This window comes from Pseudomonas asplenii (assembly GCF_001293465.1).
GTDB classification, from domain to species: Bacteria; Pseudomonadota; Gammaproteobacteria; order Pseudomonadales; family Pseudomonadaceae; genus Aquipseudomonas; species Aquipseudomonas fuscovaginae_B.
Genome location: NZ_JSYZ01000017.1, coordinates 68,684 through 92,273, shown reverse-complemented (window position 1 = coordinate 92,273; position 23,590 = coordinate 68,684). Strand labels below are relative to the sequence as shown.

At 64.5% G+C, this 23,590-nt stretch carries 22 protein-coding genes and 2 pseudogenes; 10 read left to right on the top strand and 14 right to left on the bottom strand.

Features of this window, described 5'->3' with window-relative positions; translation table 11 throughout:
- Positions 1–61 precede the first annotated feature (61 nt).
- Positions 62–529, top strand: coding sequence for an Lrp/AsnC family transcriptional regulator (locus PF66_RS21170; RefSeq protein WP_054058690.1), 468 nt, complete (start codon positions 62–64; stop codon positions 527–529).
- 232 nt (positions 530–761) lie between these two features.
- Here PF66_RS21170 and PF66_RS21165 read toward each other — a convergent pair whose 3' ends face one another.
- On the bottom strand, positions 762–1,226 hold the full coding sequence (locus PF66_RS21165; RefSeq protein ID WP_054058684.1) for a BRO-N domain-containing protein: 465 nt from the start codon (positions 1,224–1,226) through the stop codon (positions 762–764).
- A gap of 667 nt (positions 1,227–1,893) precedes the next feature.
- On the opposite strand from PF66_RS21165, the gene PF66_RS21160 reads away from it, so the two are divergent.
- Entirely contained in the window at positions 1,894–2,130 is a 237-nt protein-coding gene (locus PF66_RS21160) for a type II toxin-antitoxin system Phd/YefM family antitoxin (RefSeq protein WP_054058683.1), read from the top strand.
- Positions 2,127–2,468, top strand: a complete 342-nt coding sequence (locus PF66_RS21155; RefSeq protein ID WP_054058682.1) for a type II toxin-antitoxin system RelE/ParE family toxin — start codon at positions 2,127–2,129, stop codon at positions 2,466–2,468. The genes PF66_RS21160 and PF66_RS21155 overlap by 4 nt, the downstream gene beginning before the upstream one ends.
- Positions 2,469–2,501: 33 nt before the next feature.
- Here the strand turns inward: PF66_RS21155 and PF66_RS21150 are convergent, their stop codons facing one another.
- From PF66_RS21150 to PF66_RS21140, 3 genes are all read right to left on the bottom strand, one after another.
- A complete protein-coding gene (locus PF66_RS21150) occupies positions 2,502–3,113 on the bottom strand; it encodes a 3'-5' exonuclease (RefSeq protein ID WP_054058681.1) in 612 nt (203 codons plus the stop codon).
- Between the two features lie 28 nt (positions 3,114–3,141).
- Entirely contained in the window at positions 3,142–3,621 is a 480-nt protein-coding gene (locus tag PF66_RS21145; protein ID WP_054058680.1) for an NYN domain-containing protein, read from the bottom strand.
- 198 nt (positions 3,622–3,819) lie between these two features.
- Entirely contained in the window at positions 3,820–4,572 is a 753-nt protein-coding gene (locus tag PF66_RS21140) for a DUF2076 domain-containing protein (protein WP_054063749.1), read from the bottom strand.
- 180 nt (positions 4,573–4,752) lie between these two features.
- Between PF66_RS21140 and PF66_RS21135 the strand changes: the two genes are divergently transcribed.
- Positions 4,753–5,415 (top strand): YciC family protein, encoded by a 663-nt coding sequence (locus tag PF66_RS21135; protein ID WP_054063748.1) that lies wholly within the window; start codon positions 4,753–4,755, stop codon positions 5,413–5,415.
- A gap of 87 nt (positions 5,416–5,502) precedes the next feature.
- Positions 5,503–6,585 (top strand): endonuclease/exonuclease/phosphatase family protein, encoded by a 1,083-nt coding sequence (locus tag PF66_RS21130; protein ID WP_054058677.1) that lies wholly within the window; start codon positions 5,503–5,505, stop codon positions 6,583–6,585.
- Between the two features lie 15 nt (positions 6,586–6,600).
- On the opposite strand, the gene PF66_RS21125 is transcribed toward PF66_RS21130, so the two are convergent.
- From PF66_RS21125 to PF66_RS21115, 3 genes are all read right to left on the bottom strand, one after another.
- Positions 6,601–7,758, bottom strand: coding sequence for an L-dopachrome tautomerase-related protein (locus PF66_RS21125; RefSeq protein ID WP_054063747.1), 1,158 nt, complete (start codon positions 7,756–7,758; stop codon positions 6,601–6,603).
- A gap of 194 nt (positions 7,759–7,952) precedes the next feature.
- A complete protein-coding gene (locus PF66_RS21120; RefSeq protein ID WP_054058675.1) occupies positions 7,953–8,717 on the bottom strand; it encodes an SDR family oxidoreductase in 765 nt (254 codons plus the stop codon).
- 28 nt (positions 8,718–8,745) lie between these two features.
- Positions 8,746–9,543 (bottom strand): SDR family NAD(P)-dependent oxidoreductase, encoded by a 798-nt coding sequence (locus PF66_RS21115; RefSeq protein WP_054058674.1) that lies wholly within the window; start codon positions 9,541–9,543, stop codon positions 8,746–8,748.
- A gap of 109 nt (positions 9,544–9,652) precedes the next feature.
- On the opposite strand from PF66_RS21115, the gene PF66_RS21110 reads away from it, so the two are divergent.
- Complete coding sequence (locus tag PF66_RS21110) at positions 9,653–10,597, top strand: GlxA family transcriptional regulator (RefSeq protein ID WP_054063746.1); 945 nt, start codon at positions 9,653–9,655, stop codon at positions 10,595–10,597.
- 43 nt (positions 10,598–10,640) lie between these two features.
- Here PF66_RS21110 and hrpB read toward each other — a convergent pair whose 3' ends face one another.
- Positions 10,641–13,172: an ATP-dependent helicase HrpB gene (gene hrpB, locus PF66_RS21105; RefSeq protein WP_054063745.1), complete on the bottom strand. Its 2,532-nt coding sequence runs from the start codon at positions 13,170–13,172 to the stop codon at positions 10,641–10,643.
- 108 nt (positions 13,173–13,280) lie between these two features.
- On the opposite strand from hrpB, the gene PF66_RS21100 reads away from it, so the two are divergent.
- Complete coding sequence (locus PF66_RS21100; RefSeq protein WP_054061504.1) at positions 13,281–13,700, top strand: hypothetical protein; 420 nt, start codon at positions 13,281–13,283, stop codon at positions 13,698–13,700.
- Between the two features lie 28 nt (positions 13,701–13,728).
- Positions 13,729–14,619: a cation diffusion facilitator family transporter gene (locus tag PF66_RS21095; RefSeq protein WP_054061505.1), complete on the top strand. Its 891-nt coding sequence runs from the start codon at positions 13,729–13,731 to the stop codon at positions 14,617–14,619.
- On the opposite strand, the gene PF66_RS21090 is transcribed toward PF66_RS21095, so the two are convergent.
- Positions 14,620–15,756: a DUF6515 family protein gene (locus PF66_RS21090; protein WP_054063744.1), complete on the bottom strand. Its 1,137-nt coding sequence runs from the start codon at positions 15,754–15,756 to the stop codon at positions 14,620–14,622.
- A gap of 430 nt (positions 15,757–16,186) precedes the next feature.
- On the opposite strand from PF66_RS21090, the gene PF66_RS21085 reads away from it, so the two are divergent.
- Positions 16,187–16,666, top strand: coding sequence for an Lrp/AsnC family transcriptional regulator (locus PF66_RS21085; protein WP_054061508.1), 480 nt, complete (start codon positions 16,187–16,189; stop codon positions 16,664–16,666).
- A 99-nt stretch (positions 16,667–16,765) separates the two neighbouring features.
- The gene (locus tag PF66_RS21080) at positions 16,766–16,975 is read left to right on the top strand and encodes a DUF2788 domain-containing protein (protein WP_017903158.1); all 210 of its coding nucleotides are present in this window, start codon (positions 16,766–16,768) and stop codon (positions 16,973–16,975) included.
- Here PF66_RS21080 and PF66_RS21075 read toward each other — a convergent pair.
- From PF66_RS21075 to PF66_RS21060, 5 genes and pseudogenes are all read right to left on the bottom strand, one after another.
- A pseudogene (locus tag PF66_RS21075) lies at positions 16,970–17,419 on the bottom strand (pseudouridine synthase); the annotation flags it as partial. The gene PF66_RS21080 and the pseudogene PF66_RS21075 overlap by 6 nt on opposite strands.
- 2 nt (positions 17,420–17,421) lie before the next feature.
- Positions 17,422–17,628 (bottom strand): annotated as a pseudogene (locus PF66_RS33495) (pseudouridine synthase); the annotation flags it as partial.
- Positions 17,629–17,867: 239 nt separating this feature from the next.
- The gene (gene amn / locus PF66_RS21070; protein WP_054057108.1) at positions 17,868–19,331 is read right to left on the bottom strand and encodes an AMP nucleosidase; all 1,464 of its coding nucleotides are present in this window, start codon (positions 19,329–19,331) and stop codon (positions 17,868–17,870) included.
- A 90-nt stretch (positions 19,332–19,421) separates the two neighbouring features.
- Positions 19,422–21,071, bottom strand: coding sequence for an acyl-CoA dehydrogenase family protein (locus PF66_RS21065; protein ID WP_054057107.1), 1,650 nt, complete (start codon positions 21,069–21,071; stop codon positions 19,422–19,424).
- A gap of 76 nt (positions 21,072–21,147) precedes the next feature.
- Positions 21,148–23,514, bottom strand: a complete 2,367-nt coding sequence (locus PF66_RS21060) for a hybrid sensor histidine kinase/response regulator (protein ID WP_054057106.1) — start codon at positions 23,512–23,514, stop codon at positions 21,148–21,150.
- Positions 23,515–23,590: the final 76 nt, after the last annotated feature.

Below are 23,590 nucleotides of genomic sequence, written 5' to 3'. Positions count from 1 at the left end.
ATCATGGATATCACGGGTATAAACCGTGATTTCGAAAGTCGGCCTTGCGGAGACCCTGCAGATGGATAAATACGACCGTTTGATCCTCGGTGCTTTGCTGGAAAACGGCCGCGCCTCGTTCGCCGAACTGGCGCGCAAGGTCAACCTGTCGGCCCCGGCGGTGGCCGAGCGGGTCTCGAAGCTGGAGAGCAGCGGCGTGATCACCGGCTACCAGGCCAAGGTCGACCTGGACAAGCTCGGCCTGCCGATCCGTTGCGTGATCGAGTTACGGATGAACCAGCATGGCAAGCAGCAGATCTACGACGATCTGGCGCAGATCCCGCAGATCACCGAATGCCATCGGGTCACGGGCGACCCTTGCGTGATCATGCAGGCGGCGGTGGGCTCGATGGGCGAGCTGGAGGACCTGATCAACCGGGTGGCCCAGTTCGGCCTCAGCAAGACCTCGGTCGTGCTGTCCAGCGCCATCGAGCCGCGGGTGCCACTGGGGCACTTGGAAACCAACGGCAATGGCAAGGCCAAGGGCTGACAAGACATGGAAGCTGGCTCCAGCTTGTGGTGATCGGACCAGGGGGATGTGGCGATCAAGCTTTTGTGGCGAGCGGGCTTGTCGGGACGCCGCACCGCCGCGCTGGGGCGCAAAGCGGCCCCGAAACCAGACAACCGAGAACGCCCAGGCCACTGAGGTGTCCGGTTTTACGGCTGCTTCGCAGCCGAGCGCGGGCAAGCCCGCTCGCCATAGAGTCATTCAGGTCAGCCCCTCACCAGAGACAACCACTCCCAGCCACCGGCACCACCTGCGGCATGTCCCGCAGGCGGATCCAGGGCTCCTTGCGCCAGTGCAGCAGGCTCAGTGCCCCTCCTTGCCACTCCAGCAAGCCCAGGCTCGGCGCCTGGGTCTGAGCCGGTTGCGGCTGGTCGCGCAACATCGGCAGCACCTGGTGAGTCAGCCACTGGCGCAAGTGGCGGTTCTCCGGCAGGTAGTGATAGACCAGCATCGCATAGACACCGGACTCGCTGATCATCAGATGTTCCTCGGGGCCGCTGTTGCCCTGCAGGTTCAGGGTACGACGCTGATCCGGGTCGAGCTTGACCGCCTTGCGCTCGTGCCACTCGATCCCCATCAACCGCCCGACATCACGGGCGCAGAACCAGGCTTCGTCATGCAGGAGCAAGGCGCGGAGTTTCAGGTGGTGGCGGTTAAATATCTGCGGTTCGAAGGCCATGTTGGCTGCAGGTCCAAGCTGCCCTGACGCACCAGAAGCAGTGCCGTTATCAAGAAGGCCTTGTATGGTTTCAGCGAGACTTTCGAGAATGACTTTTCCCATTTTGGAACACTCCGAGAGATTCAAGGAGCTGCCATGTAAAGCCTTCCTACGGACTTGGGTGGCAGCCGTACGCGGGGTAGGAACCGAGCTCTCTCGGACACTCGGCCACGAATCAACGTGCCCGCGCACGGCCACCATAAAGGGCACACTGGCTAAAGAAGCCAGCGAGTATGGTGGATGCTCAGTATCGAAAGAGTCAATTGCAAGGGTTCCTACGCCCTGTCACCGATTTGGCGATGACGCGGAAAGGCTAGCGGCGATACACCACACGGAAAAGACAGCACATGTCGCCACCAGAAGTACGACATTTCCCAAAGTCGGGAAAATAGCCGTAGGTACCGTGCAGGCTTATCCATCTCCCCATACTATCCCTATCTCTGCAAATGGCTGATGGCTGATGGCTGATGGCTGATGGCTGATGGCTGATGGCTGATGGCGAGGAGTTTGCCCAGAATCTTACGAGCGGTTCAAATTCGGACTGAATTAGGTTCATACTAGTCAAGGATCATCCGGCCCAGCCTGATACTCCAACACACCGCTCGCACCTCGATGGAGACAGTCGCTCATGCGCGTCGAGACAATCAGCTACCTGAAAGCACATGCGTCCGATCTGGACCTTCAAGAACCGATGATCGTTACGCAAAACGGCAAGCCGGCTTATGTCGTCGAATCCTATGAGGATCGAGTTCACCGGGATGAAGCCTTGGCCCTTGTCAAGCTACTGGCTATCAGCTCTCGCGAATATGCCGAAGGCAAGTTCCTGACGGCTGACGAAATGCGCGCTCGTAGAGCCAGAAAATGACCCGTACGGTTTTCACCCACGCCGCCATCCGCTCGATCGACATGCAGGAACTCCATCTGGCCAACAAGGTTGGCCATCAAGCCGCCTCAAAGTACTTTGGTGAACTGGAAGATAAAGTAGAAAACCGACTCAACGACCACCCGGAATCCGGACAGCTCTGCCTGCAAGCTGCGGAACTGGGGGCCATTCAGTATCGAGAACTGAATTACAATCCTTATCGGGTTATCTACAGCCATGACGCCGCCAGCGACACAGCCGTTGTGCACCTGGTATTGAATCAGGCACAAAACGTGAGGGATTGGCTGGTGCATTACTGCCTGATTAAAGATCTCGATTAACACGACTCAGGGCAACACTCATCCTGGTTTGACTCAAACACCCCGATACCGCTTCAACTGCTCCCCCACCTTCGCCGCCGGCACTTTCTGCAGCTTGCACAACAGGTCATGGGACAGCTCCCGCAGCCCGTGCTTGTCACGCAATTCCCCAACCATATGCGCCAGCAGGTTCGCCGCCATCTCGGCATCGGCCATGGCCCGGTGCGCCTTCCCGGTATTGGGCAACTGTGCATAGGTGGTCAGGGTGCCGAGCTTGTGGTTCGGCGCCGCCGGCATCAGGCGGCGCGCCAGCAGCAGTGAGCAGGCAAAGTTCTGCAGGCGGGTGCGCTTGATCCGCGACAGCTCGTAGTCCCAGAACTTCTGGTCGAACGCCGCATTGTGCGCCAGCAGCGGCGTGACGCCGACGAACTGGTTGACCTCGTTCATCACCTGCTCGGCCGATGGCGCCGTGCGCAGCATGGCGTTGCTGATGCCGGTCAGTTGTTCGATGAACGCTGGCACTCGCACACCGGCATTCATCAGGCTCTGGTAACGGTCGACGATGCGCCCTTCTTCCAGGATGACCACGGCGATTTCCGTCGCCCGGCAACTGCTGCTCGGCGAGATCCCGGTGGTTTCAAAGTCGATGACCGCAATACGTTCCAAAAGCCCTGCCCTTTCAATAATCGGTTGTTCAGTTTTTCAGCAGCAACGCGCCTTCGATCGGCACGTAGCGGCTCGCTGCGCGAATCAGCGAGTTGGCGGTCAGCCCCGGCACACCATAGGCCACCGCGTCGACCCCGTGCCTGGCGATGATGCGTTCGAGCAGCAGGTCGAAGTCGCCATCGCCGGAAGCCAGCACCACTTCATCGACATTCGGTGCCGCATCCATGATGTCGAGGGTGATGCCCACGTCCCAGTCGCCCTTGGCCGAACCGTCGCTGCGCTGGATGTACGGCTTGAGTTTCACCGTGAAGCCCAGGTTGCGCAGGATCTGCTGGAATTGCTGCTGCTTGCTGTCGCCGCGGTCGATCGCATAGGCATAGGCCTCGACGATTTCCCCACGCCGGCTGATATCAGCCCACAGGGCGGCATAGTTGAAATGGCAACCATAGGCCTGGCGGACGGTGTAATAGAGGTTCTGCACATCGGCGAACACAGCGATTTTCTTCACCGCGAATCCTCATGGCGCAGACGCGCACTGGCGGGCTGACGGACACTCGAAAGCGAGCAGACGCTCAGTATGCCAGCATGGGGCAAGATTCCGCGAACAATCGCCACCTGCGCTTCGTCCGCGAATGGCCGGGAAGACGGCCTTCCGTAGGGGGATAAGGGTAGTCCGGGGCACCCTGGCGCCCCGGATTGCGAGGGATCAGACGTAGGAGTCGTCGTCAGAGAAGGAGCTGTCGTCGCTGTCGAGGAAACCGCCCTGATCGTTATTGCCCCAGGCGTCGTTGTTGGCCATGCGCTGCTCGTCGCCCCAACCGCCACCATTGCCCCAGCCATCGTTGTTGCTCATCGGCGCGGGCTCGATGATTTCCTCGATGATCTGCGGCTGTTGCTGGTTGTGGTGGAACAGGCTGCTGATGCCTTCGGCCAGCATCACGCCGCCGGCCACGCCCGCTGCGGTTTTCAGCGCGCCACCGAGGAAGCCGCTGCCGATCGGCGCGGCCGGGGCCGCCTGCTGTGGTGCGTAGCTGGGTGGAGGGTTGTAGCTCTGCTGCGGCTGGGCGTTGAAAGCTGGCCGCGCCGGCTCACGCCAACCGCCACCCGAGCTGGCAGGGGCCGGAGCCGGGGCCGCTTCGCGATTGCCACCGCCGAAGAGGCTCGACAGGAACCCGCCGCTGCTCTGCGCCGGTGCCGCGCCCTGGGCACGGGCCTGCTGCAATTCGGCCTGAAGCTGCTGGACCTGGGCCTGGAGTTGCTTGTTCTGCTCGTCGAGACTCTTGATCGCGTGCTCCTGCACCAGGATCGATTGAGTCATGTAGTACGGCGCAGCCGGCTGGCGCGTCAGATGCTCCTTGATCCGCGCCTCGGCCTGGGCGTCACGCGGGGCTGAATCCTTTTCGGCTTGTTGCAACCGTGAAAACAGTCCATCGATCAGGGTTTGCTCTTCGCTATTCATGGCGACCTCATCAGATTGCCGGGTAGAAATCGGTCGTCCGGGCCAACGCTGGCAGGGACGTGCATCAGTTATGGGGTTGTTGCAGGAAGTTTCAATGATCCTTACGCAACGTTTACATTTGAGTGTCGGCCAGCCGCATCGGTTAAAGTGGCGCCTTGCTTTGACCTTGATAGCGATCCCATGACTCCGTTCACCGTACTGCGCGACTCCCTGTATTTCTTCCGCCGCAACCTGGGCCGGATCGCCGGGCTCTGCCTGCCCCTGATAGTGCTCGAAACCGTGCTCCAGCACCTGCTGGATAATGCCATCGGCCCCGACGCCCCACCCACCTACGACCTGCTGGCCGGGCTGGTGGTCTACCCGCTGTACACCGCGGCACTGATCCTGTTCCTCGATGCCCGTACCCGCGCAGAAGCACCCGCCAATCGCGTGCTGCTGGCCGCGGCCCTGAGCCTGTGGCCACGCATGGCCCTGCTGGCGGCGACCACCACCGTGGCGACCGTGCTGGGTCTGTCGTTGTATTTCCTGCCCGGCATCTGGCTGACCGTGGTCCTGGCTTTCGCCGAATACCGGCTGGTGCTGAACAGGAGCGAGCCCCTGCGGGCGATGAAGGAGAGCTTCAATCTCAGCCGTGGGCATTTCTGGCTGATCTTCACCTGCATCCTCTGCGTCATGGCGCCGCTGTGGATACTCAAGGGGATCACCGCCAACCTCTACCCGGAGCCGCAGAACCCGCTGCTGACGCTGGTCATCGACAGCGCCCACAGTTTTTTACAACTGTTCACCAGCGTCGTGCTCTTCCGTTTGTATATGCTGATCAGCGAAAAGCCTGGCCGGGACTGACCGGACAGCCCTCAGGGAGCGGGGTTAACCGCTGACAAGGCTGTCGGGTATGCTCCCACATCAACTGCAACGTCATAAGCCGCGCCCATGACCCGTTTATTACGTTACACCGTTCTCAGCCTCGTCCTGATCGCCGCCCTGCTCGGCCTCGCCCTCTACAGCCTGACCTGGCGCCCCGCCGACAAGGAAACCCTGCCCGTCAGTTGCACCGCCCAGGCGCCGGTGCTGGTCGCCGGCCAGGCGCTCAAGGTGATGACCTGGAACGTCCAGTACCTGGCCGGCAAGCGCTACGTGTTCTGGTACGAAACGGCCGACGGCAACGGCAAGGATGAACGCCCGACGCAGGCCGACATGGCCTTCAGCCTCGATGAAGTCTCGCGGGTGATTCGTGACGAGCAGCCGGACCTCGTGCTGTTGCAGGAAGTGGACGACAACGCCAAGGCCAGCGCCTATCAGGATCAGCTCAAACTGCTCCAGGAACGGGTCGCCGACCTCTACCCCTGCAGCACGCAGGCCTTCGACTGGAAAGCCGATTTCGTGCCCAACTGGCATATCCTCGGCAGCGTCGGCCGCAAGCTGGCGATTCTCAGCCGCTACCAGGTCGAACATGCCGAGCGCCTGCAACTGCCCCTCGGCCCGGCCAACCTGATCGCCCGCCAGTTCCAGCCCCGCCCGGCACTGCTGCTCAACTACCTGCCGATGAGCAATGGCGATCAACTGGCGGTGATCAACACCCAGCTGGCGCCCTTTGCCCAGAACGATACCCAGTTGCGCCAGGTGCAGGCGACCACCCATCTGCTGGACAAGCTCGAAAGCCAGGGCACGCCCTGGCTGATCGGCGGCGATTTCAACCTGCTGCCCCTGGGCCAGTATCTGCGCCTGCCGGCGCAGTTGCGCGGCGGCTATTCGGCGGACAGCGAACTGCACGTGCTGTGGGACAAGTACCCGATGATCCCGAGCAACAATGAAGCCAGCGGGATCGACCGCGAGCAGTGGCTGACCTTCTATCCGAACAACCCCGCCATCAGCGGCCCGGACCGCACGCTGGACTACTTCTTCTACAGCGCGAAGATGCGCCGGGTGCAGGCACAGGTGCGCCAGGACGATACGCTGAAGATCTCCGATCACCTGCCGCTGGTGGCGCGGTTTCTATTGCCGGCCGGGCACTAGCGGCCTTCAGGGCCCTCAGTGGGTCGCCGCCGGCTTGGCGTCGATCCGCACCCGCATCAGCCGGTAGGGTTTTTCCCGCTTGTCCTGCCCATCATGGAAACCGGGCGAGCGATGCAACTGGTTCGCGGTGAAGTAAAGATAGCCGTCCGGCCCGATCGACAGGGTGTCCGGCCACTGCGCCCGCGGGTCCTGGACGATGGTCTGCCAGCGCCCGTCGGGCAGGCGCTGGCGGATGGCGTCGTGTTCGTAGTCGCCGGCATACACCGAACCGTTGGCGTCCGCCTCGAGGCCGTCCGAGGCGCCCTTTTCCCCCAGGTCGACGACCGCCTTCTCCAGTTCGGCCTCGCTCACGCTGGCGTCGCGCAGCAACGCGGTCGAAATCGAATAGAGGTGCCGGCTCGACAGCGGGCAGAAGTACAGGGTCTGGCCATCGCTCGACAGGGCAATGCCGTCGGAGGCGACCTTGAGGAAGCTGTTCCCCCCCTGGGCGTCACGGGTGATCAGTGCCGGCTTGCCCTCGATCACCGGGACGAAGGACGGGTCGACCGAAGTCGACTTCGCACCGCTCAGGCGCCGGCTGGCGTTGCCAGTGGCAAGGTCGACCACGATGATCCCGCCGGGACCGCTGACGGAAGAGTCGGTCACATAGGCGACACCGGCCTGGCCGACGCGGAAGTCGAAGCGCACATCGTTGACGTAGGTACTCGGCAGGATGACGCTGGCGGGGAACACCAGCGTCTTCACCACCTTGTTCGAGGCCAGGTCGATCGCCACCAGCTTGGCGCCCCCGGCCCTGGGTCGGGAAAACCCGGGAGCGGCGGTGTCGAGCACCCAGAGCCGGCCACGGCCATCGGCGACCACGCTCTGCACGCTGATGAAGCCGGCGGCGGGGTCCTTGGGATCGGCGGTATTGATCGACCGGTTCGGGTAGGCGACCAGCTTGCCGTCGACGATTTCCGCCACGGTGAATTCGACGTTGTCACCCCAGCGCGGGAAGTTGACGAAAATCCTTCCGGTTTCGCTCACCGTCACCCCCGTCGGCATGGCGCCGTCGAACGCGTAGACCTGTTCGAGAGCGGCCTTGCCGGCCGGCGTGGCGGCCTGCTCGGCGAAAGAGAAAGCGCTGGCGGAAATGGCCAGCGCGAGGCTTGCAACCTTGAAGAGGGTTTTCATTTTCGATTTCCTGGACTTCGAACTGACACTGCCGGGAGCCCGCCACCTCATCAGAGGTTGGCACCGACAGAATGGGAGTGGTGTCAGGCTATCCGTGCCGCTCAATCGGAAAAACCGCCCGATCGGGGCAAGACCTTCAATGTTTCATTGAAAATGCTGGGGCACCTGCCGGAACACGGCAGGTGCCCACCCACTCAGGCGACAGGAATCGGGTTGTCGACCAGCGACAGGTTGAACTGGTGGATCAGCTCATGCTCGCCCTGGCCCTGGTTGGCACGCAGCGGCACGACCCGGTCCACCAGTACTTCGGTGGTCGCGGTTTCGAGCTTGACCAGGGTTTCGCGGATGAACTCGTCCAGCGGCATGGCGCGCTCGTCGCCGCTCTTGTGGATCAGGTCGGTGTCCACCCACGGCGGCGCGATTTCCAGCACCTTGACGCTGGTATCACGCAGGGCGAAACGTTGCGACAGCGAGTAGGAGTGGATCGCGGCCTTGGTCGCCGAGTACAGGGCCGTGGCCGCCAGTGGCAGGTAGGCCAGTACCGAACTGTTGTTGATGATGTACGCCTCGGGCTGGCGCTTGAGATGCTCGACGAACGCCGCGCTGATCCGCACCGGGCCGAGCAGGTTGGTTTGCAAGAGGCCTACGGCCTGCTCATCGTCGTAGTCACCGGAGCCAGGATTGTCGAAGGGCATGATGCCGGCGTTGTTGATGACCACGTTCAGCGACGGATGGCGGCGAATGACTTCCCCGGCGACCGCCTTGATCTGCTGCGGATCGTTGATATCCAACTGGATGGTGTCGATCCCCGGGTTGGCCCGGGCGATCTCGTCCAGCAGGGCCTGGCGCCGGCCGGCGATGATGACCTGGTTGCCACGCTGGTGGAACGCCTCGGCCAGGGCCCGGCCGATACCCGAGGTGCCGCCGGTGATGAAGACAGTGTTTGCGCTGAGTTTCATGGGTCGTGTCCTTCTCAATGAACGGGGATCAGTTGGCGCTGTAGCGAGGCGCCAGGCGGTTGCTGGAAAGCTGGCTGAACAGGGCCTGCCGGCTGGCTTCGTAGTGTTCGAACGGTTGCAGGTCATGCAGCGACGGGATGGAAATCAGCACATCCCGGTCGAAGTCCTGCAGGGCGCCGTCGACCAGGTCGGAGGCCGACATCACGATGCCCGGGTCGAGGTTTTCCAGCGGCAGGCCGCCGATCTGCCAGAAGTCGGTCGCGGTCGCCCCGGGCAGGACGGCCTGGACCTTGATGCCCTGTGCCGACAGCTCCTTGTGCAGCGACTGGCTGAAGGCGGTGACATACGCCTTGCTGCCGCCGTACACGCCATTGAGCAGTTCCGGGGCCAGGCTGACGATCGACGAGATATTGATCAGCGCGCCCTGCCGGCGGGCGATGAAGCCCGGTACCGCGGCGTAGGTCAGGCGGGTCAGCGCGGTGACGTTGAGGCCGATCATCTCGGCCATCCGCTCCACGTCGCTTTCCAGCAGGCTGGTGTGGGTGCCGATCCCCGCATTGTTCACCAGCAGGGTGATGCTCGCGTCTTCGCGCAGCTTGCGCTCGACCCGGGCCAGGTCCTGCGAGTCGGCCAGGTCCGCCGGGAAGACTTCGACGTTGCGCTGGGTGTCGGTGGTGATGCGGCTGGCCAGCATGTTGAGGCGGTCACGGTTGCGGGCCACCAGCACCAGGTCGTAACCGCGACGAGCCAGGCGCTCGGCATAGATGGCACCGATTCCGCTGGAAGCGCCGGTGATGAGGGCGGTGCCTTTGTGTTCCTGAGTCATGTTGCTGCTCCGTCATGTGTGGGGGACTGGAGCCATGATGCGGAAAACCGACTATGTCTTAAACGACGTATATGGTAGTTTTTCAGGACATCAGAACAGGAGCATTGCCATGCACCGAGTGGGCTATTTGCTGACCGAAGGTTTTCAGGTCATGTCCCTGGCGACCCAGGCAGTTTTCGAGTTCGCCAACATAGTCGCGGGGGAGCCGGTCTACCGGATCCAGAACTTCTCCCTGGCGGGAGGCCTGGTGCGCTCGTCCCTGGGCATGCAGATCGACACGCTGGCGCTGGGCAAGCCCGGCCTCGCCGACAGCTGGATGGTGGCGGGCACCCTCGAGCCGCTGACGCCACCAGACGCGGGCGTGCTCGACAGTGTGCGCGGCTTCACCGAAAACGCCCGGCGCACGGCGGGGATCTGCACGGGTGCCTTTGTCCTGGCCGCAGCGGGCGTGCTCGACCATCGTCGCGCGACCACGCACTGGGCCTATGCCGCGGACCTGCAGGCGAATTACCCGGACATCGAAGTCGAGGACGACCGGATCTACATCGTCGATGGGCCGGTATGGACCTCCGCCGGCATGACCGCCGGGATGGACATGACCCTGGGGATGGTGGAGAAGGATCTGGGGCCCGAGCTCGCACGGTCGGTGGCACACCGCCTGGTCATGCATCAACGCCGCTCCGGCGGACAGTCGCAGCACTCCGAACTGCTGTCGCTGTCCCCCAAGTCGGACCGGATTCAAAGCGCCCTGGACTATGCCCGCCAGCACCTGAGCCGGCCGTTGAGCGTCGAGGAACTGGCCGAGGTGGTGCACCTGAGCCCGCGGCAGTTCACCCGCGTGTTCACCGCCGAGACCGGCCAATCGCCGGCCAGGGCCGTGGAGAGCCTGCGGCTGGAGGCGGCGCGGTTGATGATCGAGCAGAGCCGCCACAGCCTGGATGTGGTGGCCCGGGAAACCGGCTTCCGGGACCGGCGTCACATGCGCGAGGTGTTCATCCGCGGCTTTGGCGTGCCACCGCAGGCGGTGCGGCGGGACGCCCGGCGGGTTGGCTGAACAGACGCCGATCACGCGCCTGCAGGTGGGCGGTGTCGGGTGGTTATTTGCGCGGCTTGGCCCGCGCCGTCGCCTCGGCCACCAGCGGATCATCCGGCCAGTAGTGCTTGGGGTAACGCCCCTTCAGATCCTTCTTCACGTCGGCATAGGTGCTGCGCCAGAAGTTCGCCAGGTCCTGGGTCACCTGCACCGGCCGTCGCGCCGGAGACAGCAGGTGCAGCTTCACCACCTGCCGGCCGCCGGCCACCCGCGGCGTCTCGGCCAGCCCGAACAGCTCCTGCAGGCGCACCGCCAGGATCGGCGGCTGCTCGCTGTAGTCCAGGCGGATCGACGAGCCCGACGGCACGCTCAGATGGTGCGGGGCCAGTTCGTCCAGGCGCTGCGGCAACGGCCACGGCAGCAGGTTGTGGACGATGCTCGCCAGTTCCAGGTTGGCGAAATGGCTGAGCCGCGAAACCCGCCCCAGGTAAGGTGCCAGCCAGTGCTCCAGGCTCGCCAGCAGGGCCGGGTCGCTGACGTCCGGCCATTCGCTCTCGCCCTTGTCCGCCAGGTCAAGCTGGCGCAACAGGGCCACCCGCGCCTGCCACTGGCGCAGTTCCGGCGTCCAGGGCAACAGTTCGAGGCCCTTGCGCCGCACCAGGTTGACCAGCGCCTGGCTGCGGGCGCTCTCGTCCAGGCCGGTCAACGGCTCGCGACTGAGCACCAGTTCGCCAACCTTGCGCTGGCGTTCGGCACGCAGCACGCCCTCACGCTCATCCCAGTCCAGTTGATCGACAGTGCTCACCTGCTCGGCCAGCACCGTGTCGAACAGAGCGGGGTCGAACTCGGCCGCCAGGTAGATCCGCTCTTCGCGCTGCCCCTGGCGACTGCCGAGGTCGGCGATCACCAGCCAGGGCTGCTTCATCAGACTGTCGGTTTCGCTGAACATCGCCGCGCGGCCGTTGGCCAGGCGGTATTCCGCACCACCGGCGCGGCGCTGCTGGGCGACCCGGTCCGGGTAGGCCAGCGCCAGCAGCGCACCGAGCCAGCGCGAATGCTCGGGATCGGCCACCGGCTCGGTCGCCTTGCCGCGCAGGTAACCCCGGTATTGCCGCGCCAACTGCCGGGCGCGCTGCACCCCGCCCTGTCCACCGCGGGCCACCCGTTCCTCACCCGCCAGCAAGGCCAGGCGGCTGTGCAGGTCGGCACCACCGCCACGCTGGATATCGCGCTCGCCGAGCAGGGCCGCGACATCGCAGGCCATGTTCGCCAGACCCAGCGCCTGGCCACGCAACAGCAGGTGGGCGATACGCGGATGCGCCGGCAGCTCGGCCATGGCCTGGCCATGGCGGGTCAGCGTCGGTGCTTCGCCCGGCTTCACCGCCAGGGCCCCCAGGCGCTGGAGCAGGTCGCGGGCTTGGGTAAACGCCGCGGCCGGGGGCACATCGAGCCAGACCAGTTGCTCGACCGCCACGCCCCAGCGCGCCAGTTGCAGGGCCAGCCCGGCCAGGTCGGCCTGGAGAATCTCGGCGCTGCCGTAGGCCGCCAGTTGTTCATGCTGGGCCTCGGACCACAGCCGATAGCACACGCCCGGCTCCAGGCGCCCGGCCCGGCCGGCACGCTGGGTCGCACTCGCGCGGGAAATGCGCTGGGTATCCAGGCGGGTCATGCCGCTGCCCGGGTCGAAGCGCGGCACCCGCGCCAGCCCGGCGTCGATCACCACCCGCACGCCGTCAATGGTCAGGCTGGTTTCGGCGATGTTGGTCGCCAGCACCACCTTGCGCTTGCCCGCCGGGGCCGGCTCGATGGCCGCACGCTGGGCCGCCAGGTCCAGCTCGCCATGCAACGGGCAGAGCAGGATCTCCGGGCGGCTGCCCAGGGCTTCCTCCAGTTGCTGATGCACGCGGCGGATCTCAGCCTGCCCCGGCAGGAACACCAGCAGGCTGCCGCTTTCATCGCTGACCGCTTCGTGCACCGTCTGCACCACCCGCGGCTCGATGAACTCGCCGGGCTGGAAAGGCCGCCCCCAACGGGTCGCCACCGGGAACATGCGGCCCTCGCTGCGCACCACCGGCGCGTCCCCCAGCAGGCTGGACAGGCGCTCGCCCTCCAGGGTCGCCGACATCAGCAGGATCTTCAGCGGCTGCTCGTCACGAAACATCTCGCGACCATTGAGGCTCAGGGCCAGGGCCAGGTCGGCGTCCAGGCTGCGCTCGTGGAACTCGTCGAAGATCAGCAGGCCGACGCCCTCCAGGGCCGGGTCATCCTGCAGGCGCCGGGTCAGGATACCTTCCGTGACCACTTCGATCCGCGTGCCGGGGCCCACCTTGCTCTCCAGGCGGATACGATAACCCACGGTTTCGCCGACCTTTTCCCCCAGCTCCGCCGCCAGTCGCTCGGCCGCCGCACGGGCCGCCAGGCGCCGAGGTTCGAGCATCAGGATGGTTTGCCCGGCCAGCCACGGCTCGTGCAGCAGCGCCAATGGCACACGGGTGGTCTTGCCCGCGCCGGGCGGGGCTTCGAGCACGGTTTCGTGGCGTTCGCCCAGGGCCTGGCGCAGGGCAGGCAAAACTTCATCAATCGGCAAGGAAATCATGGTGGCTCCAGAACAGGCCGCCGAGTATAACGGCGAACCGAGCTGCATTAATCACGGTCTTATTCGTTGACCCTTGTATAGTTGGCCTTTCCCCCAGGAGATCCTTGCATGCGTATTTCTTCGCGCGTTATCGGCGGCGTCGTGGTTGCCACCCTGCTGACCCAGTTGACCGCCTGTGGCTCGATCTTTTTCCCCGACCGCCGTGGCCAGATCGAAGGCAAGATCGACCCGCTGGTCGCCGGCCTCGATGCCATCGGCATCCTGTTCTATGTCATCCCCGGGCTGATCGCCTTCGGCATCGACTTCGCCACCGGCGCCATCTACCTGCCCAACGGCACCACCGCGCAGATCGCCCCGGAAAAACTCCATGAATCCATTGGCACCGATGGCCGGGTGGACAACCAGAAACTGCAGGCCATCATCCAGACCGAACTGGGCCAGAGCCTGCCGCTGAACGATCCGCGGCTGATCCAGCACAAGGGCAGCCTGCAGCAACTGGCGCTGTACGGCCTGCAACCTTCCGCCTGATACCCGCCCGCACAAGGACCGCCCCTGCATGAGCAACAGCCCCGAACACGCTCGCCTGCTGCGCCTGGCCACCCGGGCCTCGGTGGCGGTCGCCAGTATCCTGATCGTGACCAAGGCCATCGCCTGGTGGCTGAGCGGCTCGGTGAGCATGCTCGCCGGCCTGACCGACTCGGCGCTCGACGGCGTGACCTCGTTCCTCAACCTGCTGGCGGTGCACTATGCGCTGCGCCCGGCGGATGACGATCACCGCTACGGCCATGGCAAGGCCGAGTCGCTGTCCGGCATGGCCCAGGCGCTGTTCATTGCCGGCAGCGCCATTCTGATCGCGGTACAGGCGGTGGAACGGATCCGCCATCCGGAGCCGGTCGGCGCGCCCTGGCTGAGCATCGGCGTGATCGTGCTGTCGCTGGCGCTCACGGCCGCGCTGCTGGTGCTGCAACACCGGGTCATCCGTGCCACCGGCTCCACCGCCGTGCGCGCCGACTCGCTGCATTACCGCTCGGACATGCTGCTCAACGGCAGCATCCTGCTGGCCCTGGTCTTCGCCAGCCTCGGCTTCGCCCAGGTGGACGCCTGGTTCGGCCTGGGGATCTCGGCCTACATCCTGTGGAGTGCGATCCAGATCGGCCGCGAGAGTTTTGCCGTGCTGATGGACGAGGAACTGTCGCCCGAAATCAGCCAGCACATGCTGGAGCTCGCCAAGGGCGTGCCGGGTGTGCTCGGCGCCCATGACCTGCGTACGCGGGTGTCGGGCAACCACTGGTTCGTGCAGTTGCACCTGGAGTTGCCGGGGGAATTGACGCTGTCGGTGGCCCATGGCCTGAGCGACCAGGCCGCCGATGCGATCAGCGCCGTTTACCCGAAGGCCGAAGTGCTGGTGCACGCCGACCCTCGGGAAGTGGTGAAGCGCCGCGACTGATCAGTAGTTGACCTGGTAGCCGCGGCTGCTCAGGCAGTTGCCCTGTGCCTGGCGGTAGGTCTGCACCACCGAGGGGTCCGGGGCATAGGTGGCCCGGGCCGGGTCGAAGCCGCTCTGCTGCACGGCCCAGCGATAGCAGTCCTCGCCATCCTGCTGCACCTGCTCGGGGCTCTGGCCGTTGGCCGGGTAGGCCACCACGTCATAGCCATTGCCCGATGGCGTCGGCGCCACCTGTGGCGCGGCGGCGGGCGGATCGACCACCACGTAGTCCTGGGTATCTTCCTGATAGAGGTAGTAGGCGCCTGCCGCAAGGAAGAACAGCGTGCTGCCGACCCAGACTTCCCGTGCATAGTCGGGCAGGTAACTGATACGGATCCCGCGCGGTGGTGCGACCACCACATAACGTGGCCCCTGCGGGCGATACCAGTAGCCGCCGGAGAAGAAGTAGTCCTGCCCGCGATACGGCACCCGCCAGTTGCGGTCGGGGAAACGGTCGATCACATAACCGGGACGATACTGCGGCCCGGGGCCCCAGCCATTGCCATGGCCGGACGGCCGCCCCGGCCAGCGGTGGTCGTTGGGGTGATCGAAGTTGCCACCGGGCCGGCCGTTGTAGCCGCCGGGCTGCCAGCCGGGGTTGTAGCCGTTGCGCCGGGGAATGTCCGAGTAGTTGCCACGCAGCGGCTCCTGGGTCTGGCGCACGGTATCGGGCCGGCTCTGGATCGGCAGGTTGTTCTGCGGCTGTGGCGCCGGGCGACTCTGCTGGTTGGGATCGTTCTGGGGTGGACGCGGCTGCCACTGGCCGCCGAAGTTCTGCTCGCGCCGCTCGAAGTGCGGGTTGTTCTCCGGACGGGGCTGGCTGTTCTGCGGATGGAACGGGGTCATCTCCGGACGGGCCTGGGGTGCCTGCGGGCGAACCTCTGGTGTCTGCGGACGCGGTTGGACGTTCTCCGGGCGCGGCTGATTGTTCCCCGGCCGCTCCTCATGACCGCCCGGCCGCCCTTCGGGGCCACGCTGGCCACCGTTGGGATGGGGATGTTGCTGATTATCGTCACCCCGATCTTCAGCCAGCGCTTGCGCACCAACACTCATACAGAGCAAGCCAACACCTGCCAGACGCCAGATGCGCGATTTCATTCGGTTCCTCACTGCGGTTCAGGGCATGACCATAAGACTGGGAAAGCGGATTCCGGTTCTGCAACACTTTATCAGTCACGCGACTTATTTTACGCCCAATAAAAAAGGGAGGCTCGTCAGCCTCCCTTTGGGGAATTTCGTCCGTGCTCGACGCTTTTGACGCCGGCTCACCTCACACCGTCTTCTGGACCGTGTGTAGCCCGGGGGCCTGCACAACCCTGTGGGATTGCCGGCCGCGGCGCGCCTGATTCGGCGGACCGCTGTGGACTCGATGTCCGGGCAGTGATTCGTGTTGCAGTGATTCTGGTGATAAGAATAGGCCGACAGCGGCGGCAGGCGATTGCGAACATTGCTCGAATAAACATGACTTGCGCAATATTTCGCTTCAGATGGATAATTCAGCGCAATTGTTATGATAAAGGTCTGAATGATGAGCAAACTCGACCGATACGACCTGAGCATTCTGGCGGAATTGCAGCGCGATGCCCGCATCTCCAACCAGGAGCTGGCCGAACGCATCGGCCTGTCGCCATCGCCCTGTTCGCGGCGGGTCAAGCAATTGGAAGACGACGGCTACATCTCGCGCCAGGTCGCCCTGCTGGACCGCAAGAAGCTCGGCTTGAGCCTGACCGCCTACGTGTTGATCGGCATGGACCGGCACACCCCTGAACGCTTCGAGAACTTCGAGGCGGCGATCCGCAGCTTGCCGCAGGTACTGGAGTGCAGCCTGGTCACCGGGATGGATGCCGACTACCAGCTGAAGGTGGTGGTGGCCGACATGGATCACTACCAGAAACTGCTGCTCGGCCACCTGACCCGTATCGAAGGGGTGACCAGCGTGCGCTCCAGCTTCGTGCTCAACCAGGTGCTCAACAGCACCGAGTTGCCGTTGAATCACCTGCGCAACTGAACCGGGATCTGAGGCAAACCGCCGCAGGTCAATGCCGGCCGATTCTTCGCTGGCGTATACTCGGTGGGCTTTTTACCTCGCGTGTGCTGGAGAGTCCCGATGGATCCTGCCGTTTTCGAAGAATGGATGATGACCGGCCTGGTCAGCATCCTGATCATTTTCATGGGTTTCATCGTCTGGGACCTGGCGAAAAAGTCCAAGGCCGGACGCTTCGGTACGCTGATCCTGTTTTTCGTGCTGGGCCTGGGCGTGGCGGCGTTCGTGATCAAGAGCGTGGTGATCGGCCTGATCGAGTCCGGCTCGCTATAACCGCGCCGGGACTTCCTTCCACTGGCCCTGGTCGAGCCCATCGAGCGTCCAGTCGCCAATCCGCACCCGTACCAGGCGCAGGGTCGGCAGGCCCACCGCAGCCGTCATCCGCCGCACCTGGCGGTTGCGGCCTTCGCGGATGATCAGTTCCAGCCAACGGGTGGGGATACTCTGGCGAAAGCGCACCGGTGGGTTGCGCGGCCAGAGCTGGGGTTCCTCGAGCAGCCGGGCCTGGGCCGGCAGGGTCATGCCATCGTTCAACTCGACGCCCTTGCACAAACGCTCGATCTGCTCCGCCGTGGGAATGCCTTCGACCTGCACCCAGTAGGTTTTCGCCAGCTTGTGCTTCGGGTCGGCGATGCGCGCCTGGAGCTGGCCGTCGTTGGTCAACAGCAACAGCCCCTCGCTGTCGCGGTCCAGACGGCCGGCCGGGTAGACACCCGCNNCCGGCCGGCGGGGTAGCCCCCCGCCACATCGATGAAGTCCTTGAGCGTTGCCCTTCCCTCACCGTCGCTGAACTGGGTCAGCACATCGAACGGCTTGTTGAACAGGATCAGCTTGGGCTCGCGCGGCGGCGCCTTGGCGACACGACGGGGAGCGACAGGGCTTTTCGCCGCCGAACGGCGGGCGATGGGACGGGGGGGACGAGGCATGGCGAAGTGGACATCTGAGGATCAGGAGCCGTCATGCTAGGGCGTGCCGGGGATTATTTCCAGACGGGCCATGACCAATGCTTTCGAGGATGATAAAAGCTTCGCGGGCAAGCCCGGCTCCTACAGTACTGCGTCGTTCACAGATTTTGTATACGACGCGGTACTGTAGGAGCCGGGCCTGCCCGCGAAAGCGTCAACCTGGGCGACACAAGACTCCGCGGCCGCCCACGCCAGCGATATCAGCGGAACGGCGGCTCGTCGAAACTGCGCAGCTTGCGCGAGTGCAGCGAGTGCAGCTCGGTACGCAGCAGGTCCACCGCGGCGATGCCGATCTTCAGGTGCTGGCTGACCGCCCGCTCATAGAACGCGTTCGCCGACCCCGGCAGCTTGATTTCGCTGTGCAACGGCTTGTCCGATACGCACAGCAACGTCCCGTAGGGCACACGCAGGCGATAGCCCTGGGCGGCGATGGTGCCGCTTTCCATGTCCACCGCCACGGCACGGGACAGGTTGATCAACGGACGCTCCTGGGCCCAGCGCAATTCCCAGTTGCGGTCGTCGTAAGTCAGCACGGTACCGGTACGCAGGCGCTTCTTCAGGTCGTCGCCCTTGTCGCCGGTGACATTCGCGGCCGCTTCCTGCAGCGCCAGTTGCACTTCGGCCAGGGCCGGAATCGGGATGTTCGGCGGCACCACCCGGTCGAGGATGCCGTCACGGCGCATGTAGGCGTGGGCCAGCACGTAGTCGCCGATGGTCTGGGATTGGCGCAGGCCGCCGCAGTGGCCGATCATCAGCCAGCAATGCGGACGCAGCACCGCCAGGTGGTCGGTGATGTTCTTGGCGTTGGACGGACCGACGCCGATGTTGACCAGGGTCACGCCATGACCATCCGCGGCCTGCAGGTGATAGGCCGGCATCTGGTAGCGGTGCCAGACCACCGCGGCCGCCACCGCCTGGGCCTCGGCGTAGTCCATGCCCTTGTCGATGATCACGTTGCCCGGCAGCACCATGCGCACGAAACGCGGATCGTCGCGCAGTTGTTCCAGGCCATGGAGGATGAACTGGTCGACGTAGCGGTGATAGTTGGTCAGCAGAATCCACGGCTGCACATGGCGCCAGTCGCTGCCGGTGTAGTGCACCAGGCGACGCAGGGAAAAGTCGACCCGCGCCGCATCGAACAGCCCCAGCGGCAGCGGCTCGGCGTTTTCCCAGTCGTGCAGGCCATCGGCGATATCGTCGGTGGCGGCGGACAGGTCGGTACTCGGGAACACCCGTGCCAGGGCCGCGGCGGTCACGCCGGAACCGGCCAGTTCATCGCCCTGCTCGACCACGTACGGATAGGGAATGTTCTGCTCGCTGACACCGACTTCCACCGTCACGGTGAAATCGCGCATCAACGGCACCAGCTGTTCCAGCAGATATTTGCGAAACGCCCTGGGATGGGTGACGGTGGCGCTGTAGGTGCCCGGCAACTGGACCTTGGCATAGGCGCGAGTGGTCGTCGGAACCTCGCCCTGATAGGTGTAGGTCAGGCGCAGTTCGGGGTAACGGAACAGGGCGCGCTGGTCGGCGTCGGGTTCGACGCGGTCCTTGAGATAGCGCTTGAGCGCCTGGCTCAGGGCGGTCGTCGCACGCTCGTGGAGTTCGGCCAGGCGGTCGACGGCCTGCTCGGGGGTTTGCACGACAATAAAAGCTTCGGTCACGGAGAGTATCCTGTCTTTTGATGTTGCAGGCCCTCATCTTGCCTGCAACCTCGTCGGACGGGAACATCGGCGTTTCGTTCCGCCACGCGATCAGAAGCCCTGCGGGGTCGAACGGGCAACGATGGCTTCGACATTCACCCCGCGTGGCAAGGTGCCGTAGACCCGGCCAGCGCCGTCCAGGCGCCCGGCGATGAAACCGTCGCTGACCGCCGAGTTGCCCGCCTCCAGCAGCAGCTTGGCCTGCAGGGCCAGGGCGATGTCCTCGGTCAGTTGCCGGGCACGGTACTGGATGTCGCCGGTATCGGCGAACGCCTGCCTGAGTTGCCCGATATGCCGGGCCAGGCGCGGGTCGCCATGACCATCGCCCAGCTCGTCGAACAGCACTTCGAGCACCCCCGGCTCCTTCGACAGCGAGCGCAGTACATCCAGGCACTGCACGTTCCCCGAACCTTCCCAGGTCGAGTTCACCGGTGCCTCGCGGTACAGCCGCGGCAGGATGCTGTCTTCCACGTAGCCGGCGCCGCCCATGCATTCGGCCGCCTCGTTGATCATCGCCGGCGCCCGCTTGCAGATCCAGTACTTGCCCACCGCCGTGACCAGCCGGGCGAAGCGGGCCTCGCGCTCATCTCCCAGGCGGTCCAGCGCCTGGCCCATGCGCAGGCTCAGGGCCAGGGCCGCCTCGCTCTCCAGCGCCAGGTCCGCCAGCACGTTCTGCATCAGCGGCTGCTCACTCAGCAGGCGCCCACCGACCCGTCGATGCGCACAGTGGTGGCTGGCCTGGGTCAGGGCCTGGCGCATCAGGGCACTGGAGCCGACCATGCAATCGAAGCGGGTCATCGCCACCATCTCGATGATGGTCGGCACGCCACGCCCTTCTTCGCCGATCATCCAGGCCAGGGCGCCACGAAATTCCACTTCGCTCGAGGCGTTCGAGCAATTGCCCAGCTTGTTTTTCAGGCGCTGGATGTAGAACTGGTTGCGGCTGTCGTCCGGGCGGTGCCGCGGCAGCAGGAAACAGGTCAGGCCCTTGTCGGTCTGGGCCAGGGTGAGGAAAGCGTCGCACATCGGTGCCGAGCAGAACCACTTGTGCCCCACCAGCTCATAGGGCTGGCCGGGACCGCCAGCGCCGACGGGATACGCGCGCGTGGTGTTGGCCCGGACATCCGTGCCGCCCTGCTTCTCGGTCATGGCCATGCCGATGGTGGCGCCGCTCTTGTGGGCGATTCCGACATTACGCGGGTCATAGCGGGTGCTGAGGATGCTCGGCAGCCACTGCCCGGCGATGTCCGCCTGCAGCCTCAGGGCCGGCACGCAGGCGAAGGTCATCGTCAGCGGACAGCCGGTGCCGGCCTCGGCCTGGCTGTGCAGGTAAGTCATCGCGGCGCGGGCCACGTGGGCACCGTCCTGCGGGTCGGTCCAGGGCAGCGAGGGCAGGCCGTGCTCGATGGCGGTACGCATCAGCTCGTGATAGGCAGGATGAAACTCCACCAGGTCCTGGCGATGACCATAGCGGTCATGGCTGACGAACACCGGCTTGTTCTGGTTGGCCTGGAAACCCGCCTCCATCAGCGGCCCTCCGGCCAGCGCCCCATACTCGTCGATACGGGCCTGCGCCCAACCGGCGCCAAGGCGCCGCGACCACTCCTGCAGCGGCAGGTCGATCCGGTAGAGGTTGGCGCCATCGAGCGAGGGTGGCTGATTGGTGACTTCGTGGGTTTCGGCGTACTGATGGAGATTCATCGGGGCTGCTCCTGCAGGAAGTACCTGGAAGGCCAGTGAATCATGCAGCACACCGGGAAAAAAGTGGCATATACGCCTAAATGCCGGCGCTTTCGCCCTCTACCTGACTCAACAGCCGCCGCGCCAGGACACTCTGCAACTCCTCGAAACGCACCGGCTTGTGCAGGTAATCGGTGACGCCAGCGGCCCGGGCCCCCTCGTGCTCCACGCCATTGACAAGGCCGGTCAGCGCCAGGATCGGCACCTGCGCGAGGCGTACCTGCTCGCACAATATCGCCGCCCCCTGCGGTTCGGCCGCACTATCGAGCAGCAGCGCGTCGACACTGTCCTGCCGCAACAGGTCGATGGCCGCCCGAGGCACGTTGGCGGTCAGCACCCGATAGCCGAGCTTGAGGAGCATGCCCCTGACCACCAACTGGCTGACCTCATTGCCGTCCACCAGCAACACCGTGCACTCCTGCGGCTTGCGCGGTGTCGACAATGGCCGGGAAAGCCGCGGCGCCGACACCGTCACATCGACCTCGATCTGGAAGCGGCTGCCCATGCCCGGTTCGGATTGGTGAGTCATGCGCCCACCCAGCAGTTCGATCAGTTGCCGGCAGATCGCCAGGCCAATGCCCAGGCCGCCGTATTCGCGGGTCATCGAGCCATCGAGCTGGAAGAACCGCTGGTACAGCGTGGCTTCGTCCAGATGGGTGAAACCGATTCCGCTGTCGATCACGGCAAAGGACAGGGTCAGGTGCCCGGGCTCGGCCGAGTGGCCGATCACCCGCAACACCAACCCGCCTTCACGGGTGAACTTAATGGCATTGTCCACCAGGCACTCCAGGCACTGGACAATTTTCGTCGCATCGCCGTGGAGGCTGTCGGGCAGTTCGTCGGCCACTTCGACGGAGAAATGCAACCCCTTGTTCAGCACATTCCCGGCGAACTGTTCCTGCAGGCCCTTGAGCAGGCCCCGCAGGCTGAAAGCCTGCGGATACACCTTGAGCCGCCCGGCCTGCAGCTCGGTGAGGGTGAGCAGGCCGTTGACCATGCGCATCATGTCCCGCGCCGAACCGGCGGCCGTCTGCTGGTACTGCTCCAGTTCCGGATTCAGTTCCAGGGTCTGCATCAGTTCCAGCGAACCGATCACCCCATTCATCGGCGTGCGCAATTCATGGGTGACCGTCGCCAGGAACTCGTCCTTGAGGCGATTGCTGTTGGCCAGTTCCTGGTTCAGCACTTCCAGTTTCTGCCCGGACTCCAGCAGGGTCTGCGCCTGCTGTTCGCGCATGGCATTGATCCGGTCGGCCAGGGCCAGCGACAACAGGCCAACCTCCAGGGCCGAGCCGATCTGGCTGGCGTACATGGTCAGGAACATGTTCGGCAGATAGCCCAGCACCATCAGGGTGTTGACCAACCCGCCCAGCAGGAACGCCGACCAGGCGATAATGAAATAGCGGGCCACCCTCTGGCCGCGGTACCAGGCACTGAGCCCGGCGAAGAAGATGGTCACGGTAAAGGCCAGGGCCAGCGCCGTTGCCAGGCGCAGGGCCAGCGCATAGCCGCTCATCAGCGACAACGCCATGACCAGCGCCCCCACCGCCATCAACAGCAGCAACAGGCGATCCAGCCAGCGACTGTGGGCCGCCGTATTCAGGAAGCGGCGGGAAAACTGGCAACCGAAGAAACCCGCCGAACCGATCAGGAACGGCGTCGCGGCGTTGGCCCACCAGGGGTTGTTCGGCCAGAAGTACTGGACCGCCGCACCGTTGACCGACAACTGGTAGAAGCCGAACGAGGCGATATAGAAGATGTAATAGAGGTAGCTGGTGTCGCGCACGCTGAGGTAGATGAACAGGTTGTAGACCAGCATCCCCAACAGCACGCCATAGATCAGCCCGAGCACGTACAGGCGCACCGGCTGCTCCTCCAGGTAGGCCTGGCTCGACCACAGGCTCAGCGGCGCCTGGACCGAACCCGCGGTCTGCAGGCGCAGGTAGACGGTCTTGCTTTCGTTCGGGGCGAAATCCAGCTCGAACAGGTAGTTGTTCTGCTTGATCGGCCGGCTGGCGAAGGGCAGCTCATCACCGGTACGCTGGTTCAGACGGTATTCGCCGCTGGCGTCCGGCAGGTAGAGGTCGATGTGGTCCATCGGCGGGTAGGCCAGTTCCAGCAGCCAGGTTCGCCGTGCGTCGGGATTTTTCGGCTTGTAGGTCAGGTCGACCTTGAGCCAGAACGCCGATTGCGAATAACCGGCGTTGAGCGCGTCCTTGTCGTGCTGACGAAAGTGGCCGGCCATGGCGGGCGAGGCAATTTGCGCGATAGCGGCCTGGCCGCCCACGTCCTCGAACACTTGCATGACCCGGCCCAGGGGCAGGCTCTGAGTGGATTCATCAAACTCGACTGCGCTCGCCATCAGCGGCAGCAAGCTCAACAACATCATCAGCAAATAGCGCATACAGCCCCAGCATGGCCATTCCGGTCGCGTCAGGAGCCCCCATTCCCTTGAGACGACGTGATGCCGCATAGCCTGT

What these genes read in the sequence shown, in the direction of transcription:
- PF66_RS21170 (WP_054058690.1), top strand. Translation starts at nt 62, where the DNA reads ATGGATAAATACGACCGTTTGATCCTCGGTGCTTTGCTGGAAAACGGC.
- PF66_RS21165 (WP_054058684.1), bottom strand. Translation starts at nt 1,226, where the DNA reads ATGGCCTTCGAACCGCAGATATTTAACCGCCACCACCTGAAACTCCGC.
- PF66_RS21160 (WP_054058683.1), top strand. Translation starts at nt 1,894, where the DNA reads ATGCGCGTCGAGACAATCAGCTACCTGAAAGCACATGCGTCCGATCTG.
- PF66_RS21155 (WP_054058682.1), top strand. Translation starts at nt 2,127, where the DNA reads ATGACCCGTACGGTTTTCACCCACGCCGCCATCCGCTCGATCGACATG.
- PF66_RS21140 (WP_054063749.1), bottom strand. Translation starts at nt 4,572, where the DNA reads ATGAATAGCGAAGAGCAAACCCTGATCGATGGACTGTTTTCACGGTTG.
- PF66_RS21135 (WP_054063748.1), top strand. Translation starts at nt 4,753, where the DNA reads ATGACTCCGTTCACCGTACTGCGCGACTCCCTGTATTTCTTCCGCCGC.
- PF66_RS21130 (WP_054058677.1), top strand. Translation starts at nt 5,503, where the DNA reads ATGACCCGTTTATTACGTTACACCGTTCTCAGCCTCGTCCTGATCGCC.
- PF66_RS21125 (WP_054063747.1), bottom strand. Translation starts at nt 7,758, where the DNA reads ATGAAAACCCTCTTCAAGGTTGCAAGCCTCGCGCTGGCCATTTCCGCC.
- PF66_RS21120 (WP_054058675.1), bottom strand. Translation starts at nt 8,717, where the DNA reads ATGAAACTCAGCGCAAACACTGTCTTCATCACCGGCGGCACCTCGGGT.
- PF66_RS21115 (WP_054058674.1), bottom strand. Translation starts at nt 9,543, where the DNA reads ATGACTCAGGAACACAAAGGCACCGCCCTCATCACCGGCGCTTCCAGC.
- PF66_RS21110 (WP_054063746.1), top strand. Translation starts at nt 9,653, where the DNA reads ATGCACCGAGTGGGCTATTTGCTGACCGAAGGTTTTCAGGTCATGTCC.
- hrpB (WP_054063745.1), bottom strand. Translation starts at nt 13,172, where the DNA reads ATGATTTCCTTGCCGATTGATGAAGTTTTGCCTGCCCTGCGCCAGGCC.
- PF66_RS21100 (WP_054061504.1), top strand. Translation starts at nt 13,281, where the DNA reads ATGCGTATTTCTTCGCGCGTTATCGGCGGCGTCGTGGTTGCCACCCTG.
- PF66_RS21095 (WP_054061505.1), top strand. Translation starts at nt 13,729, where the DNA reads ATGAGCAACAGCCCCGAACACGCTCGCCTGCTGCGCCTGGCCACCCGG.
- PF66_RS21090 (WP_054063744.1), bottom strand. Translation starts at nt 15,756, where the DNA reads ATGAAATCGCGCATCTGGCGTCTGGCAGGTGTTGGCTTGCTCTGTATG.
- PF66_RS21085 (WP_054061508.1), top strand. Translation starts at nt 16,187, where the DNA reads ATGAGCAAACTCGACCGATACGACCTGAGCATTCTGGCGGAATTGCAG.
- PF66_RS21080 (WP_017903158.1), top strand. Translation starts at nt 16,766, where the DNA reads ATGGATCCTGCCGTTTTCGAAGAATGGATGATGACCGGCCTGGTCAGC.
- PF66_RS21065 (WP_054057107.1), bottom strand. Translation starts at nt 21,071, where the DNA reads ATGAATCTCCATCAGTACGCCGAAACCCACGAAGTCACCAATCAGCCA.
- PF66_RS21060 (WP_054057106.1), bottom strand. Translation starts at nt 23,514, where the DNA reads ATGCGCTATTTGCTGATGATGTTGTTGAGCTTGCTGCCGCTGATGGCG.